This window comes from Paraburkholderia caffeinilytica (genome assembly GCF_046030355.1).
Lineage (GTDB): Bacteria > Pseudomonadota > Gammaproteobacteria > Burkholderiales > Burkholderiaceae > Paraburkholderia > Paraburkholderia caffeinilytica_B.
The window spans coordinates 366,784-381,760 of record NZ_JAQQCQ010000003.1; the positions used below are offsets into that span (position 1 = coordinate 366,784).

Below are 14,977 nucleotides of genomic sequence, written 5' to 3' on the forward strand. Positions count from 1 at the left end.
ATGGACAGCACCGATCACGCCGTCCTGAAGACCTGCATCGAATGGCTCGCGGCCGGGCGCCGCGTTGCGCTCGCAACCGTCGTACAAACCTGGGGCTCGGCGCCAAGGCCGCTGGGCGCGTGGGTCGCGATTCGCGATGACGGCCAGCTAGTCGGCTCGGTGTCCGGCGGATGCGTGGAGGACGATCTGATCGATCGCGTCAGTCACGACATCCTGGCCGCCACGTTGCCGCAGAGCGTCCTTTACGGCGTCTCCCGTGAAGAAGCGGCGCGCTTCGGCCTGCCTTGCGGCGGGACGCTGCGTCTGGTCGTCGAGCCGCATCCCGAAGCCGAGGTGCTGCGAATGCTGCTCGACCGCACGGCGGCCAAGAAACTCACCGCGCGCGTCCTGGATATGGACACAGGCATGTCCACCTTGTGCGACGCGGACCGTACCGACACGCTGTCTTTTGACGGCCACATCATGCGGGCAATTCATGGGCCGCGCTGGCGCCTCGTGCTGGTCGGCGCAGGCCAGTTGTCGCAGTATGTCGCCCAGATTGCGATCGGCGCCGACTACGAAGTCGTGGTGATCGATCCGCGTGAAGAATTCAGCGCAACCTTCGGCGTACCCGGTGTCACGATGTCGCGCGGCATGCCCGACGATGTCATTGCCGAACTGCAAATCGATGTTCATACGGCGATTATCGGTCTGACCCATGATCCGAAGCTCGACGATATGGCTTTGATGGAAGCGCTGAAATCACCGGCTTTCTATGTGGGTGCGCTGGGCAGCCGCATCAACACCGAAAAGCGCAAGGAACGTCTGTTGGAGTTCGATCTGACGCGGGCACAGGTGGAGCGGTTGCAGGGACCGACCGGCCTGTTCATCGGCTCGCGCACGCCGGCGGAAATGGCGATCTCCATCCTGGCAGAGATCACCGCGGCCAAATATCAGGTGCCGATCTTGCAGCGCCGGTCGATTCCAGAACGGCAACTGATAGAGCGCGCACGGTGCATCGATTCGCTTTCGACCGCGTAGCGAATCCGCTTAATCGGCGTCGGGCGCCGGTGACGGGTTCGTTACCAGGTACGTGAGCCCGTGCAGTTCGCCCAGGATACGCTGGCGCAATTCGCGCGTCGCATGTGGATGCGTCATCAACGCCCAGTAAGCCCCGGCCGTATCACCGTTGCGCCGGCCCGCGCGCCACAATTGACACAATTCGTTTTCACTGGACGCCTGATCGAAGCGCTTGATTTCTCCATCGTAACGATGGTCCAGCACCTCATGCAGGACCTCAGCGCCCTGTCCGCCTTCGGCGGCGATTTGCACCGCAGCATGATGCATCTCGAAGTCGCTGGCCCGATCCCGGTCGAGCCCGGCAAAGCGCGCAACGATATCGCGCAGATCGACGCGTGTGAGGCAGGTACCGATTACCGAACAGTGGATATAGGAATCGAGCTCGGCCAGTCGCGTACGCAGGGCGCCATTGCCGGGCGCCTGTCCGGATGCTGACTGATTCAGGTATTCCGCACTCGGCGTGGGCACACCATAAAATCGTTGAGCATGCATGAGCGTTCTCACCTCAGGTAGCCGGTGTCAATCGGAACATGACATCGTAATATACAGCCGAATATAGCGGCTTGTACAGATTACCTGAGTTGCGCGACAACGTTCATTCGTGACCAAACGCTCGACGCGAGCTTCCAATCAAACCATCTACCCGCGAAGGGGCGATCCAGAACCGGTGTCTGCCCAGCCGAATCTCGCGTTTGGGTGAGTCAGCACGTATTGGCCGGAATCCGTGTCGAGCGTAAACCCATTGATTCCGCCGGCAGTCTTTAGCACGAGCATGGCGGGCGGATCGTACCGTGCGTACCCTGCGGCCATCTGTTGATGGCCTGGCTCCACGACGTCGTGCGTCTTAGGCTCCGGCATGTTTTCGGGGCAGTGCAGGACCGAGAAAATAATACCCGCGGAAACCCCGATGCCGATGTCAGGCGAGCGGTCAATCCGATCGACCACCAGCAGATACCTGCCTTGCGGTGAGCGGCGTGGGATTGGACGGACCTTATCTCTGTCTTCCGCTGCTATTCGCACGAGGCATCGGGTGAGTTCGTCGACGCGCACGGAGAAATCCGCAGTGTCCGTATGCAATCTCTCCCGGCTTACCCGCTGAATGTTCTGGCGCGCCAGGTCAGCCGGCAACTCCTGCAACAACCCTCTGGAGACGGAGTCGGATATTCTGCTGCACGCAAGGGAGACATCAAGCAGCAGCGCGATCAGATCCGAATCAACGGTGCCGGAGCCATGCTGTTCCGCGATAACCAATCGGGCGAAGGTCAATTTCTCGGTCATGGGGACCCTCTCCAGAAATTGTATCGAGGTGCTATGGGTCTCAAAGCATCGCGTGTCTACGACGCTCCATCATTCGCAATACGATGGGCGTGAAGATCAGCTGCATCGCCAACTCCATCTTTCCGCCAGGCACCACAATCGTATTGGCGCGTGACATGAATGAGTCATGGATCATTGACAGAAGGTATTGGAAATCGAATCCTTTCGGATTTGCAAAGCGGATGACGACCAGACTTTCGTCAGGAGAGGGAATCTCCCGCGCAATGAAAGGATTGGATGTGTCGACGCAAGGTACCCGCTGGAAATTGACGTGAGTACGCGAAAACTGCGGACAGATATAGTTCACATAATCCGGCATACGGCGCAGGATGGTATCGGTCACGGCTTCGGTTGAGTATCCGCGCTGGGCCTTGTCGCGCCACAATTTCTGGATCCATTCGAGATTGATCACCGGCACCACGCCGATCAACAGGTCGGAATACTTGGCCACGTTCACCTTGTCCGTTACGACTCCGCCATGGAGACCTTCGTAAAACAGAAGATCGGTATCCTGCGGCAACGGTTCCCATGCCGTGAATGTGCCAGGCTGCTGATCAAACCCCGCGGCTTCCTCGGCATTGTGCAGATAAAAGCGGTGGCTCCCGATGCCGGCCTCGGCATAAGCCCGGAATAACTGCTCCAGTTCGCTGAACAGATTGGTGTCCGGTCCGAAATGGCTAAAGTTCATATCGCCGGTTTTCGCCGCTTCCGCCAGCCTCACTTTCATTTCAGCGCGGTCGTAACGATGAAAGCTGTCGCCTTCGATCACGACTGATTTCACCCCCTCGCGCCGAAAGATGTTTTCGAATGTGCGCGTCACCGAGGTAGTGCCAGCGCCCGAAGAACCCGTAATGGCAATGATAGGGAAACGCTCTGACATGATTCATTCCTCAAGCAGGGGTTCGAAACAGGCCACGCTCGTTGAATAGTGGGTCTGGCAATTCAATACCAGGCGGATCGGTGTAGTACCGCTCGATTCGTTCAACTTCGTTCTTCGAGCCGAGAATGACGCCGATGCGCTGGTGCAACGACGATGGCTGGACCGAGAGGATAGATTGCCGACCGGTGCTAGCCCGCCCCCCCGCCTGTTCCATGATGAAGGCGATGGGGTTGGCTTCGTACAACAATCGAAGGCGCCCCGCCTTGTCCAGATTCCGGTTGTCGCGTGGATACATGAAAACGCCACCGCGCATCAGAATGCGATGTGCCTCGGCGACCATCGAGGCAATCCAGCGCATGTTGAAATCCTTGCCACGAGGCCCCGTCTTACCAGCCAGGCACTCGGAAATGTAGCGCTTGACGGGCGCTTCCCAGAAGCGGCTGTTGGACGCGTTTATGGCGAACTCGTGCGTTTCCTCGGGAACCGTCAGGTTTGCATGCGTCAGGAAGAATTCACAGAGGTTCGGATCGAGCGTGAAGGCACTGACGCCGTTTCCAACCGTGAGTACAAACATCGTGCTGGGGCCATAGAGTGCGTAACCGGCCGCAACTTGCTGATAACCTTGCTGAAGAAAATCCTGCTCAATGACTTCGCTCTCTTTCCCGTCGATACAACGCTCAGGGGCGCGCAATACGGAAAAGATACTGCCCACGGACACGTTGACGTCGAGATTGGAAGAACCATCTAATGGATCGAATGCCAGCAGGTACTTGCCGCGCGGGTAATGCGGGGGAATGGGGTAGGGAAACTCCAGTTCTTCCGACGCCATCCCCGCGAGATGGCCACCCCATTCATTAACGCGCAGGAAAACCTCGTTGCTCAGCACATCAAGTCGCTGTTGCACTTCTCCCTGCACATTGATGGCGCCCGCGTCGGCGACCTGCACCTCTCCCAGTGCGCCAACGGCAATCGTGCGTGCAATCTGTTTGCAAGCCATCGCCACGTCGAGAATCAAGGCGTTGAAGTCTCCAGTCGCATCCGGATAGCGGCGCCGTTCTTCGATGAGAAATTGCGTCAGGGTTTTTCTCGGCAGGATCTGCATGATGCCTCTCCAAGGTGATCTGTTACCAGTCCGCTCTCGCTTCTGCGGGTAACGCCAGCCCGCCCCGCAATCGCCGTGTTGGCGAACGGCCGTGACTTTCATGTCAGATCTGACGTAAATACACGGCTGGCCAGAAGATCGGCGGGGGTAATCGTGGTAAGTGAATCGTCATCGGCGACACCGCCGGCGCTGTTAATCAACCGCGAGGCATGACGCAACCGCGCGCGATCAAGCGCATTGCGAACGCTGCGCGCGTTCGCAAAGTGAGGCATCGCCTTGCGTCTTTCCAGATAGTCGGCAAATACGTTCCGGCTACGCTCGTCGAACTTGTATTGCATCGCCTCAAGCATCAGATCACCAATCCGGCACAACTCGTCAAGGCTGTAATCCGGGAAATCGATGTGGTGCGCAATGCGTGATGACATCCCCGGATTGGATTCGAAGAAACGTTCCATCCGGTCCTTGTAGCCAGCCAGAATGACTACCAGATCCTCGCGGTTGTTCTCCATTACCTGCAGCAGCATTTCAATGGCTTCCTGCCCATAGTCGCGCTCGTTTTCAGGCCGGTACAGGTAGTAGGCTTCATCGATGAAAAGCACGCCCCCCATTGCCCTCTTCAGGACTTCCCGGGTCTTCGGCGCGGTATGGCCGATGTACTGGCCAACCAGGTCGTCACGCGTAACGGCCACGAGATGCCCTTTGCGGACGTAGCCCAGCCGATGCAGGATCGTGGCCATCCGCATTGCCACCGTCGTCTTTCCTGTTCCTGGGTTTCCGGTAAAGCACATGTGCAAGCTCGGCGCTCCCGAACTGAATCCTCGCGCCGCACGCAGCCTGTCCACGAGCAACAGCGCAGCGACGTCACGGATGCGCGCTTTCACGGGCGCCAGCCCAATCAGCTCGTTATCAAGCTGGGTCAGCATATCGGCGACGCCCGAAGTAGCGAGCATCGCGGCCAAAGTATCTGGCGCCTGCTGCTGGATAGTTTCTGGACTGGACATGTGCTCTTCCGGGAACGACGATGAGAAGGTGCCTGTGCCGCTATGCAGCGTGCGGGGAACCGTTGTCAATAACGGAAGCCTTCCGGGCGGGCCTGGACAGCGTAGCTCTCGAGCGAGTAGCGAATCGTGCGGCCTGGTTCCTCCTGCCTGACCAGGCGGAAGCCTGGTTCGGCGTCGGGTCGATTGACAATGAACGACATCACCACCGATTCGACGGTGTGTGTCGAGTCGAACGCCGTCACGCGGACGTAATGGTTCGGAAACGTCTTGCGGGCGCTGTTGATTTCGAGCAGGATGCCGGCGGCGTCGCGCAGGTCGAACAACGGCAGACCGAACATCTCCCAGTACGTGTTGCGTGGATGAGGATCGTCGGTATATTCGACGCCGACCGCCCATCCCTGGTCCAGGCAATACTCGAGCTGGCGGGTGATCTGCTCGTCGGTCAGTTCGGGCAGGAAGGAAAAGGTGCCTTGAGTAATACGCATGGTTTTCTCGCATCAGGTAGCACTATTTGTGTTTCGCCGTTCGCTGCACCGACACACGCCGATCCCGGCTCGCGCTCACGCCACGGAGACGCTCGGCATGAAATCAGAGGTATCGGTGGACGTGTAGTTAAACGTGACATCGCCCCACGTATCGAGTGCCGCCTGCAACGGCTTGCACCAGCGGGCAGCTTCGCGGAGGATCTCAGGACCCTCGCTCCTGATGTCGCGCCCCTCATTGCGAGCCAGGACCATCGTTTCGAGTGCGACGCGATTGGCCGTGGCTCCCGCTTGAATTCCTTGCGGATGGCCAATCGTGCCGCCGCCGAATTGCAGCACGACATCATTGCCGAACAGATCGAGTAACTGGTGCATTTGCCCGGCATGAATGCCGCCGGAAGCAACCGGCATCACCTTGCGCAAAGCGGCCCAATCCTGGTTGAAGAACAACCCGCGCGGCAGATCCATTTTTGTGTATGAATCACGGCACACGCTGTAGTAACCCTGCACGGTCATGGGGTCACCTTCGAGCTTGCCGACCGCCGTCCCGGCATGCAGATGGTCCACACCTGCGAGGCGCAGCCACTTCGCGATCACCCGGAACGATATGCCGTGATTCTTCTGACGCGTGTAGGTACCATGCCCTGCGCGATGCATGTGCAGGATCATGTCGTTCTGGCGGCACCAGTTGGACATCGACTGGATTGCAGTCCAACCGACAATCAGGTCGATCATGACCACGACCGAACCCAGTTCCCTGGCGAACTCCGCCCGCCGGTACATTTCCTCCATCGTGCCGGCGGTAACATTCAGGTAACTCCCCTTCACCTCACCCGTTGCAGCCGAAGCCCTGTTCACCGCATCCATGACGAAAAGAAAACGGTCGCGCCAATGCATGAACGGCTGCGAGTTGATGTTTTCGTCATCCTTCATAAAATCGAGGCCGCCTTTGAGGCCCTCATAGACAACACGACCGTAGTTACGGCCCGAAAGCCCGAGTTTGGGCTTGGTCGTCGCGCCAAGCAGCGGCCGGCCAAACTTGTCGAGGCGCTCACGCTCAACAACGATGCCGGTCGAAGGCCCCGCGAAGGTCTTCACGTATGCGACAGGAAAACGCATATCTTCCAGACGGATAGCTTTCAGCGGTTTGAAGCTGAAAACATTGCCGATGATGGAAGCGGTGAGATTGGCGATTGAGCCCTCCTCGAACAATGAGAGGTCATACGCCACGTAGCAGAAGAATTGCGCGGGATTATTCGGCACAGGGTCAACCCTGTATGCCTTTGCACGATACATATCGCAGGCCGTCAGACGGTCCGTCCAGACTACCGTCCATGTTGCGGTTGACGATTCGCCCGCCACTGCGGCGGCGGCCTCGACTGGATCAACGCCGTCTTGCGGGGTAATGCGAAATAGCGCAATGAGGTCGGTATCTTTGGGTTCGTAGTCCACATCCCAGTAGCCCATCTCGCGATACTTCATTACGCCGGCGTCATAGCGCCTGCGAGAGGGGATCGAAACGTCTCCAGCTTCCGGGGCATTCATCCTCAAGTCCTCTCACGTTGGCCTGTCGATGAAGCAAACGATAGGGGGATACAGAGGTAAGGTAAATTCAGATATATTTACCGGACGCATAAGGTCAACCTTAAGTAGGCATCCGATGTCGCTCATCCGCTCACTGACCCTTCGCCAGCTTCAGATTTTCGTGATTGCTGCAAGGCACATGAGTTTTGCGCGCGCCGCAGAAGAGCTTCATCTGACACAGCCCGCCGTGTCGATGCAGATAAAGCAACTGGAGTCCGTCGTCGGCTTGCCGTTGTTTGAGCGCGGTACGCGCAAACTGATGTTGACTGAAACGGGAGACCGTTTTCTGCATCACGCCTCCCGTATCCTGAGTGAGGTCAAGGATGCGGAGGATGGACTGCAGGCGCTCAAGGGTATGGATCAGGGCTCGATCTGCATCGGCCTGATCAGCACAGCCAAATACTTCGCGCCCAAGCTGCTTGCGCAATATGCCGCCCTCTACCCTGGCGTCGACGTGCGCATTGTCGAAGGTAACCGGGAAAATCTGCTGCGCCTGCTGCAGGATTATTCGATCGATCTTGCGCTGATGGGCCGCCCGCCGCGAGAGCTCGATACCGTGTCGGAACCGATCGCGCCCCACCCATACGTGATCGTGGCGTCCGCACATCATCCGCTCCGTGACGCCCGGCGTTTTGACTTTCAGGAGCTACGTCACGAGACTTTTTTGCTGCGCGAACCGGGTTCCGGAACACGAACCGTGAGTGAGCACATGTTCAAGAATCACCTGTTTACGCCAGCTAAAACGGTGACATTCGGAAGCAACGAGACAATCAAACAGGCGGTCATGGCGGGAATGGGTATCAGCCTTCTGTCGTTGCACACGCTGTCTCTTGAATTGCGTGTCGGTGAAATCGCATTACTGGACGTGACAGGAACGCCGATTGATCGCGTATGGCATATCGCTCACATGGCAAGCAAAGTGCTGTCCCCTGCCAGTAACGGCTGCCGTATGTTTCTGATGGAGCATACAGCGCCGTTTCTCAAGCAGGAGTATTCGTGGCTTACTCAGTCGCCGGGTTGATCGAGTGCCAGGAAGGTATTGAACGAAAGGTGGTCAAACAGGAGGAAGCAAAAAAAGCTTTGTATTGCTTCCCCGGCGATAAACGGCCGAACACCGGGGAAGCTGGCGCGCATTCGCGCCGCCGTCCGAACTGCTATTGCGAAAGTTGTGCGCTGACCGTGACGGATACCTTCAACTCCTCTTCCAGACCGCCAATGCGTCGGCCGCGCACCGGCGCGGCGGCTTCGTAATCGCGCGCCACCGCGAGCCGGCAGTAGATCTCGCTGGCGAACGCGGCGTGCGTGACGTCAACGGAAATCCAGCCATTGCCGTCGAGCCACACATCGACCCATGCATGGCTTGCCCCGTGAGGCACGTCGCCGGGTTCGATATAGCCGCTCACGTAACGCGCCGGAATGCCGCGCGCACGGCAGCAGGCCAGCATCAGATGCGCGTGGTCCTGACACACGCCGTTGCCGAGCGCGAGCGCCTGGGCGGCGGTGCTGGTGACTTCGGTAATGCCCGGGTTGTACTTCACGCGCTGCACGATCTGTTCGGACAACGCGATCAGATCGCTCGAACTCGCGAGGCTCGGCACCGTTTCAGCCAGCTCGCGGATCGCCGCGTCGGCCTCGGTAAGACGCGTCGAGCAGGTGAAATGCTCGAGCGGAATCGGGCCAACAGCGTCGCGCAAGCGGCCGTCGATTAGCGGAATCGTGTCGACTTCGCCCGCTACATGCAGACGGATCTCGCCGTGCGGCTTGTTGATGACGAGCGTATGCAGCACATTGCCGTAGGCATCGGTGGTCGCGTCGAGCTTGCCGGGCGCATCGATACTCCAGCGCCGCACCACCTGCGAGGCGCCGCTTGCCGGCGTCAAACGCAATTGCAGGATCGAATAATGGACCGTCGCTTCATAACGATAGGACGTGTCGTGGCGGATCGTCAGGTACATAAAAGAACTCCGTCAGGCGACTGGCAGCATCAGATAGGTACGCGCAACCAGATTGCCGAGCTCGAACACGCGAGCAAGGAACTGCGTCAGATAGGCGTGCAGGCCGGCTTCGAAAATCTGCCGGATGTCGGAGTACAGCAATTCGGCACGCAGCTTGCCGGCGAACCGTTCGCACTGGTTCGAGCCCGAGGTTCGCAGCATCGCCAGATTCGCGCAGACGCCTTCCAGCGACGCGAGCAGCGAACGCGGCATCTGCTGGTTCAGGATCATTAATTCGACCACCCGCGCCGGCGTGACGACATCGCGATACACCTTGCGATAGATCTCCAGCGCCGACACCGAACTGAGAATCGAGGTCCAGTAATAGAAGTCTTCAAGCTGGCGTGCGGCGTCGCGTGAATTCGGCTCGACGTCGGCAAAGCGCACATCGAGAATCCGTGCGGTGTTGTCGGCGCGTTCGAGGAAAGTGCCGAGCTGCGTGAAGAAGAATGCATCGTCCTGCAACGCCGTGCCGATCATCACGCCACGTGACAGGTGCGAGCGGAACTTCACCCACTCGAATAGCGCGCCGGGATTGCTCAACGCCTGGCCGGACAAACTCCGTTCATTGAATTCGAGCCACGTATCGTTGATGGTTTCCCACCATTCGGTGGTTAGCGTGCCGCGCACTGCGCGGGCGTTTTCACGCGCCGCCTGCAAACACGAGTGGATACTCGACGGATTGGTCGCGTCGGCCACCATGAAATCGAGCACATGTTCGCGAGTCGGTTCGTCGTAGCGCTGCGCGAAGGCGGTTTCGAGTTCGGAGATGCGCAGCACCGAGCGTTGCGCGCGCGCCTCCTGTTCGGGCGTCTGCGGTAACAGCAGCGCCTTCAGGTTGATGTCGAGCATGCGGGCGGTATTCTCCGCGCGCTCCACGTAGCGGGCCATCCAGAAGAGGTGATCGGCGGTTCGGCTTAGCATGACGGCGTTCCGTATCTGATGGCGCGAGACCTTTGCAAAAGTAAAAGGCTCGCGCTGGTTATCCGGCTGGTTGTCCGTGTATGCCGGCGGCGGTTTGACCGCTGTGCCGGCGCGTCAGGTTGCGGGCGCGCTTGCTTCATGGCGACAGGCGTTGCCGCATGAGCTGTTCACGTGAGCAAGCGCTTGAGCAACCGCGTCAGTCGACCATCCACGTATCTTTGGTCCCGCCTCCCTGCGACGAATTGACGACGAGCGAACCCTCCTGCAACGCCACGCGCGTGAGACCGCCCGCGCACATCGTCACGCTCTTGCCGGACAGCACGAAGGGGCGCAAGTCGATATGGCGCGGCGCAATGCCCGCTTCGACAAAGGTCGGGCACGCGGAGAGCGCCAGCGTGGGCTGCGCGATATACCCCGCGGGCCGCGCAATCAGGCGCTCACGGAACGACTCGATTTCGGCTTTCGTCGACGCCGGTCCCACCAGCATGCCGTAGCCGCCCGCGCCGTGCACTTCCTTCACGACCAGCTCGGGCAGATGCGCGAGCGTGTAGGCGAGATCGTCCGGCTTGCGGCACTGGAACGTCGGCACGTTATTGAGGATCGGTTTCTCGCCGAGGTAAAACTCGATCATTTCCGGCACATACGGGTAGATCGATTTGTCGTCGGCAATACCGGTGCCCATGGCGTTCGCGAGCGCCACACGTCCGGCGCGATACGCGGTCAACAGACCCGGCACACCCAGCGCCGAATCGGCGCGGAAGGCGAGCGGATCGAGAAAATCGTCGTCGACGCGGCGGTAGATCACGTCGACACGCTTCGGCCCCTGCGTGGTGCGCATGAACACGTAGTTGTCGTCGACGAACAGATCCTTGCCTTCCACCAGTTCGACACCCATCTGCTGCGCGAGGAAGGTGTGCTCGAAATACGCGGAGTTGTACATGCCCGGCGTGAGCACCACCACGACCGGATCGTCGACGCCTTCGGGCGCGACCGAGCGCAGCGTGTCGAGCAGCAGATCAGGATAATGGGCGACCGGCGCAATGCGGTTCTGCACGAACAGCTCGGGGAAAAGCCGCATCATCATCTTGCGGTTTTCCAGCATATAGGACACACCCGACGGCACCCGCAGGTTGTCTTCGAGCACGTAGAACTCGCCCTCGTCGCCCGCGCGCACCACGTCGACCCCGGCGATATGCGCGTAAACACCGAGTGGCACGTTGACGCCCTGCATTTCAGGCCGGTATTGCGCGTTGGTATAGACCTGTTCGGCCGGCACGATACCGGCGCGCACGATATTGCGATCGTGATAGACGTCGTGGATAAACAGATTGAGCGCCTGCACCCGCTGGCGCAAACCGGCCTCCAGCGTCTGCCATTCGCTGCGCGGAATGATGCGCGGAATCAGATCGAAAGGGATCAGCCGCTCGGTGCCGGACAAATCGCCGTTCACCGCGAAGGTGATGCCGACCCGGCGAAATAGCAGGTCGGCTTCCGCACGCTTGCGTGCGATCGCCTCGTTGCCCTGCTTCACCAGCCACCGCTCAAAGCGCGCGTAGTGTGGCCGCACGGCATCGTCATGATGACGCATCTCGTCATAGCATCGCATGTCACGCCCCGCTCTTGTTGTCGGATAGAAGGCGAATGCGCTGCGCATTCGGTGTTCGACAATCGTTGAAGCAAGCGCTATGCCATTGAGCTTTTCGCGTGCCAAACACAGTGCATGCACGCCAACAGCGCATCCCGACCGGCATGGCCTCGCTGCCATCGTACTGCGGCGGCTCATGATGCGCTAGTACGGTGCATAAGAGGCACCGTGGCGGGCGGCGGCGGCCGGTGAAAATCCGGGCACGCGGCGCCGGCGAAGCAGAGCTGAACGCGCGCCGGCTTCGTCGCGCGTTTCCGGCAAACTCGCAAAACCCACCGGCAACGCGCATAAAAAATCCCCGTGGATTTGCATCCACGGGGATTCTGACAACTTGCACTGCGGATCGGCTTAAACGTTAACCAAGGTTAAAGGCGCAGGGTTAAAAGCACAAGGTTAAAAGCGCACGGCTAAAAACACACCGTTAAAAACCCACGCCCGGAAACCGCGGCAACGCCTGAAGCACGATCAGCCTGCTGCTGCGTCTTTCAGCTTCTTCAGCGGACGTGCCTTGATGCGCACGCTAGCCGGCTTGGCCGGGAACCAACGCTCTTCACCCGAGAACGGGTCTTTGCCGAAGCGCTTCTTCTTCGCCGGCACAGCTTGCACGACGATCTTCAGAAGACCCGACAGCGTGAATTCGCCAGCGCCCTTCTTATGCACAGCGCCGAGGATCGTGTCTTCGAGCGCGGCCAGAACAGCCTTGGCGGCCTTCGGTTCCACAGCGGCGCGTTCAGCGACGTGTGCAGCCAGCGAGGCCTTCGTGAAGGTGTCCTTGATCGGCGACGGAGCGCTGGACGCCTTCACGGCGACCTTCTTAGCTGCGACGGCTTTCTTCGCAGGAACTTTCTTTGCAGCAACCTTCTTGGTCGGTACCGGGGCAGCAGCCTTCTTGGCCACCTTTTTTGCGGAAGTCGGCATGTTTCTCCTACCTGTAGTGGTCAGTGAATTGCACGAAGCGCGCACGGTATGTGCACGCTTCAACGCCGGATTCTACAAGCGCTAATACGATTTGCGCGACTCTTTTGTGTATAACAGCGAAGGTTTGTTGCGCGGCGCAGACTCCGCAACACATTTTGATCCTTGTTTTAGCGGGTAAACGTGCGTCGGCGAGCGTCGGACGGGTCTGCAACACGAACACGTAACGTGCGTTACAAGCCGTTTCGATACGTGAATAGAGGCACTTTCGGTCCCGGACGATCGCAGACGGATGGCGACTCGATGGCGAAACTCCGGCTTGCCGACGCGTTCGCCACACCGATTCACGCGGCGGAAAAAACACGCCCCCTGCAGCGAAAGTCTCTGCAGGGGGCGGCTAACATTGCTCTGCGGCAGAAAATCGCAGACCTTTTCAACGCGCGATCATGGCAGGTTGAATTGCCTGACCGTGCTGTTTCTGTCGAGGACCACCTGGCGCGAGTGGCATGCGGAGCTCGTTTGGTCAGCGGGCGACGCGCGGCAGAATGCCGGCGAGCCGGGTCAGCGCCGCGTCGATATGGTCGACAGCGATGTTGCCGTAGCCAAACATCAAACCGGGCTGCGGCTTTGCGCGCTGATAAAACGGCGCGAGTCCATACAAACCGACCGACGCCTCACGCGCGGCGCTCATCAGCGCCTCCTCGGTCAACGGCGCCCTCAGCCACGTTGCCATATGGATGCCGGCGGTCGGCACGATCGGTTCGAACCACGGCGCGAGTTCGCCCTGCAGATGCTTCAGCAGCATCGCGCGGCGCGCCGCATAGGTCTTGTGCATGCGTCGCAGATGCTTGGCGAAATCGCCGTTGAGCATGAAGGTCGCGAGCGCGGTTTGCGTGAGCGTGCAGCCGTGGCAGTCGGATATCTGGCGGGCCTTGAGAAGCGGCCCATAGAGGGAGGCCGGCGGCACCACGTAGCCGACCCGCAGTTCCGGGAAAATCGTCTTCGAAAACGTGCCCACGTAAGCGACCAGACCGGCGCGGTCGAGACTTTTCAGCGGCTCCATCGGCCGGCCTTCGAAGCGGTACTCGCAGTCGTAATCGTCTTCGATGATCACGGCGCCGCGTTTCTGCGCCCATTCGAGCAACTCGACGCGCCGCTCCAGACTCATCGGCATGCCGAGCGGAAACTGATGCGAGGGCGTCACGTAGACGAGCCGCGCCTTGTCCGGGAGCTTGCTCACGATCAGGCCTTCGGCATCCACCGGCACCGGCACCACGCGTGCGCCCGTGGCCGTGAAGCACGCCTCGACCGGTGGATAGCCAGGGTCTTCGAGTGCCGCGATCTCGCCGGGCCGCAGCGTGATGCGCGCGATCAGATCGAGCGCATGCTGCGCGCCTTGCGTGACGATCACGTCGTCCCAGTTGCTCGCGACCGCCCGGTTGAACGCCAGGTAGCGCGAAATCGCGAGGCGCAATTCCTGCTCGCCGGCCACGTCGCGATACGTGCCTGGACCGCGCGCCTGCACACGCAATGCGTGGTTCACGCAGCGGCGCCAGACGTCGAAGGGAAACAGCGATTTGTCGGTCGCGCCACCGACGAAATCGTGCGGCGAGGCTACCGTGGGCCGCGGCAACGGCAAGGTCTCAGGCATCTGCTCCCACAGCGGCTGGGCGCGCGCCGCGGCTTTCGGTTTCGCCCGCTCGCGCGCCGACTCGGCGGCGAGAGCATGTGGCGAGCGTTCCACCGGCAGACGCTCCAGACCATCGGCGACGAAGGTGCCGGAACCGGCGCGCGCGCTCAGATAGCCCTCGGAGAGCAGGCGTTCGAATACTTCGAGCGTAGTCTTGCGCGAGACGCCCAACTGCGTGGCGAGATCGCGCGTGGATGGCAAGCGCGTGCCGCCGGAAAGGCGCCCTTCGAGTATGCCGGCACGCAACTGCCGGTAGATCTGTCCGGACAGATCGTGACGCCCGTCGACCGAGATATGGATATCCATCCGGGTGGCTACCTTAAGTATCCGGGAAAGGGTTATTCAGCAAGACCAATACTGACCGTAAGCTTACCCAGCGTGACC

General features: G+C 60.0%; 14 protein-coding genes. 2 read left to right on the forward strand and 12 right to left on the reverse strand.

The window, feature by feature from the left end; translation table 11 throughout:
* Positions 1 to 1,020: an XdhC family protein gene (locus PQQ95_RS06365; RefSeq protein ID WP_408435886.1), complete on the forward strand. Its 1,020-nt coding sequence runs from the start codon at positions 1 to 3 to the stop codon at positions 1,018 to 1,020.
* Between the two features lie 9 nt (positions 1,021 to 1,029).
* Here PQQ95_RS06365 and PQQ95_RS06370 read toward each other — a convergent pair whose 3' ends face one another.
* From PQQ95_RS06370 to PQQ95_RS06400, 7 genes are all read right to left on the reverse strand, one after another.
* Entirely contained in the window at positions 1,030 to 1,551 is a 522-nt protein-coding gene (locus PQQ95_RS06370; protein WP_408435888.1) for a hypothetical protein, read from the reverse strand.
* A gap of 147 nt (positions 1,552 to 1,698) precedes the next feature.
* Positions 1,699 to 2,337 carry a hypothetical protein gene (locus PQQ95_RS06375; protein WP_408435890.1) on the reverse strand — a complete coding sequence of 213 codons (639 nt, stop codon included), beginning with the start codon at positions 2,335 to 2,337 and terminating at the stop codon, positions 1,699 to 1,701.
* 40 nt (positions 2,338 to 2,377) lie between these two features.
* Positions 2,378 to 3,256, reverse strand: a complete 879-nt coding sequence (locus PQQ95_RS06380; RefSeq protein ID WP_408435892.1) for a phosphoribulokinase — start codon at positions 3,254 to 3,256, stop codon at positions 2,378 to 2,380.
* Between the two features lie 10 nt (positions 3,257 to 3,266).
* The gene (locus PQQ95_RS06385) at positions 3,267 to 4,358 is read right to left on the reverse strand and encodes a class 1 fructose-bisphosphatase (protein WP_408435894.1); all 1,092 of its coding nucleotides are present in this window, start codon (positions 4,356 to 4,358) and stop codon (positions 3,267 to 3,269) included.
* Between the two features lie 98 nt (positions 4,359 to 4,456).
* Complete coding sequence (gene cbbX, locus PQQ95_RS06390; RefSeq protein WP_408435896.1) at positions 4,457 to 5,359, reverse strand: CbbX protein; 903 nt, start codon at positions 5,357 to 5,359, stop codon at positions 4,457 to 4,459.
* Positions 5,360 to 5,424: 65 nt separating this feature from the next.
* Positions 5,425 to 5,844, reverse strand: a complete 420-nt coding sequence (locus PQQ95_RS06395) for a ribulose bisphosphate carboxylase small subunit (protein ID WP_408435898.1) — start codon at positions 5,842 to 5,844, stop codon at positions 5,425 to 5,427.
* A gap of 75 nt (positions 5,845 to 5,919) precedes the next feature.
* Positions 5,920 to 7,386, reverse strand: a complete 1,467-nt coding sequence (locus PQQ95_RS06400; protein WP_408435900.1) for a form I ribulose bisphosphate carboxylase large subunit — start codon at positions 7,384 to 7,386, stop codon at positions 5,920 to 5,922.
* A 115-nt stretch (positions 7,387 to 7,501) separates the two neighbouring features.
* Between PQQ95_RS06400 and PQQ95_RS06405 the strand changes: the two genes are divergently transcribed.
* Positions 7,502 to 8,446: a LysR substrate-binding domain-containing protein gene (locus tag PQQ95_RS06405; protein ID WP_408435902.1), complete on the forward strand. Its 945-nt coding sequence runs from the start codon at positions 7,502 to 7,504 to the stop codon at positions 8,444 to 8,446.
* 133 nt (positions 8,447 to 8,579) lie between these two features.
* On the opposite strand, the gene PQQ95_RS06410 is transcribed toward PQQ95_RS06405, so the two are convergent.
* The 5 genes from PQQ95_RS06410 to pdxR all read right to left on the reverse strand — a co-directional run bounded on the left by PQQ95_RS06410 (position 8,580) and on the right by pdxR (position 14,899).
* Complete coding sequence (locus PQQ95_RS06410; protein WP_408435904.1) at positions 8,580 to 9,380, reverse strand: transglutaminase family protein; 801 nt, start codon at positions 9,378 to 9,380, stop codon at positions 8,580 to 8,582.
* 12 nt (positions 9,381 to 9,392) lie between these two features.
* The gene (locus PQQ95_RS06415; protein ID WP_408435906.1) at positions 9,393 to 10,343 is read right to left on the reverse strand and encodes an alpha-E domain-containing protein; all 951 of its coding nucleotides are present in this window, start codon (positions 10,341 to 10,343) and stop codon (positions 9,393 to 9,395) included.
* A 196-nt stretch (positions 10,344 to 10,539) separates the two neighbouring features.
* Positions 10,540 to 11,949, reverse strand: a complete 1,410-nt coding sequence (locus PQQ95_RS06420; protein ID WP_408435908.1) for a circularly permuted type 2 ATP-grasp protein — start codon at positions 11,947 to 11,949, stop codon at positions 10,540 to 10,542.
* Positions 11,950 to 12,453: 504 nt separating this feature from the next.
* Positions 12,454 to 12,906 carry an HU family DNA-binding protein gene (locus PQQ95_RS06425; protein ID WP_028198339.1) on the reverse strand — a complete coding sequence of 151 codons (453 nt, stop codon included), beginning with the start codon at positions 12,904 to 12,906 and terminating at the stop codon, positions 12,454 to 12,456.
* 520 nt (positions 12,907 to 13,426) lie between these two features.
* Positions 13,427 to 14,899: a MocR-like pyridoxine biosynthesis transcription factor PdxR gene (gene pdxR / locus PQQ95_RS06430; RefSeq protein ID WP_408435909.1), complete on the reverse strand. Its 1,473-nt coding sequence runs from the start codon at positions 14,897 to 14,899 to the stop codon at positions 13,427 to 13,429.
* Between the last annotated feature and the right edge of the window lie 78 nt (positions 14,900 to 14,977).

What these genes read in the sequence shown, in the direction of transcription:
- PQQ95_RS06365 (WP_408435886.1), top strand. Translation starts at nt 1, where the DNA reads ATGGACAGCACCGATCACGCCGTCCTGAAGACCTGCATCGAATGGCTC.
- PQQ95_RS06370 (WP_408435888.1), bottom strand. Translation starts at nt 1,551, where the DNA reads ATGCATGCTCAACGATTTTATGGTGTGCCCACGCCGAGTGCGGAATAC.
- PQQ95_RS06375 (WP_408435890.1), bottom strand. Translation starts at nt 2,337, where the DNA reads ATGACCGAGAAATTGACCTTCGCCCGATTGGTTATCGCGGAACAGCAT.
- PQQ95_RS06380 (WP_408435892.1), bottom strand. Translation starts at nt 3,256, where the DNA reads ATGTCAGAGCGTTTCCCTATCATTGCCATTACGGGTTCTTCGGGCGCT.
- PQQ95_RS06385 (WP_408435894.1), bottom strand. Translation starts at nt 4,358, where the DNA reads ATGCAGATCCTGCCGAGAAAAACCCTGACGCAATTTCTCATCGAAGAA.
- cbbX (WP_408435896.1), bottom strand. Translation starts at nt 5,359, where the DNA reads ATGTCCAGTCCAGAAACTATCCAGCAGCAGGCGCCAGATACTTTGGCC.
- PQQ95_RS06395 (WP_408435898.1), bottom strand. Translation starts at nt 5,844, where the DNA reads ATGCGTATTACTCAAGGCACCTTTTCCTTCCTGCCCGAACTGACCGAC.
- PQQ95_RS06400 (WP_408435900.1), bottom strand. Translation starts at nt 7,386, where the DNA reads ATGAATGCCCCGGAAGCTGGAGACGTTTCGATCCCCTCTCGCAGGCGC.
- PQQ95_RS06405 (WP_408435902.1), top strand. Translation starts at nt 7,502, where the DNA reads ATGTCGCTCATCCGCTCACTGACCCTTCGCCAGCTTCAGATTTTCGTG.
- PQQ95_RS06410 (WP_408435904.1), bottom strand. Translation starts at nt 9,380, where the DNA reads ATGTACCTGACGATCCGCCACGACACGTCCTATCGTTATGAAGCGACG.
- PQQ95_RS06415 (WP_408435906.1), bottom strand. Translation starts at nt 10,343, where the DNA reads ATGCTAAGCCGAACCGCCGATCACCTCTTCTGGATGGCCCGCTACGTG.
- PQQ95_RS06420 (WP_408435908.1), bottom strand. Translation starts at nt 11,949, where the DNA reads ATGCGATGCTATGACGAGATGCGTCATCATGACGATGCCGTGCGGCCA.
- PQQ95_RS06425 (WP_028198339.1), bottom strand. Translation starts at nt 12,906, where the DNA reads ATGCCGACTTCCGCAAAAAAGGTGGCCAAGAAGGCTGCTGCCCCGGTA.
- pdxR (WP_408435909.1), bottom strand. Translation starts at nt 14,899, where the DNA reads ATGGATATCCATATCTCGGTCGACGGGCGTCACGATCTGTCCGGACAG.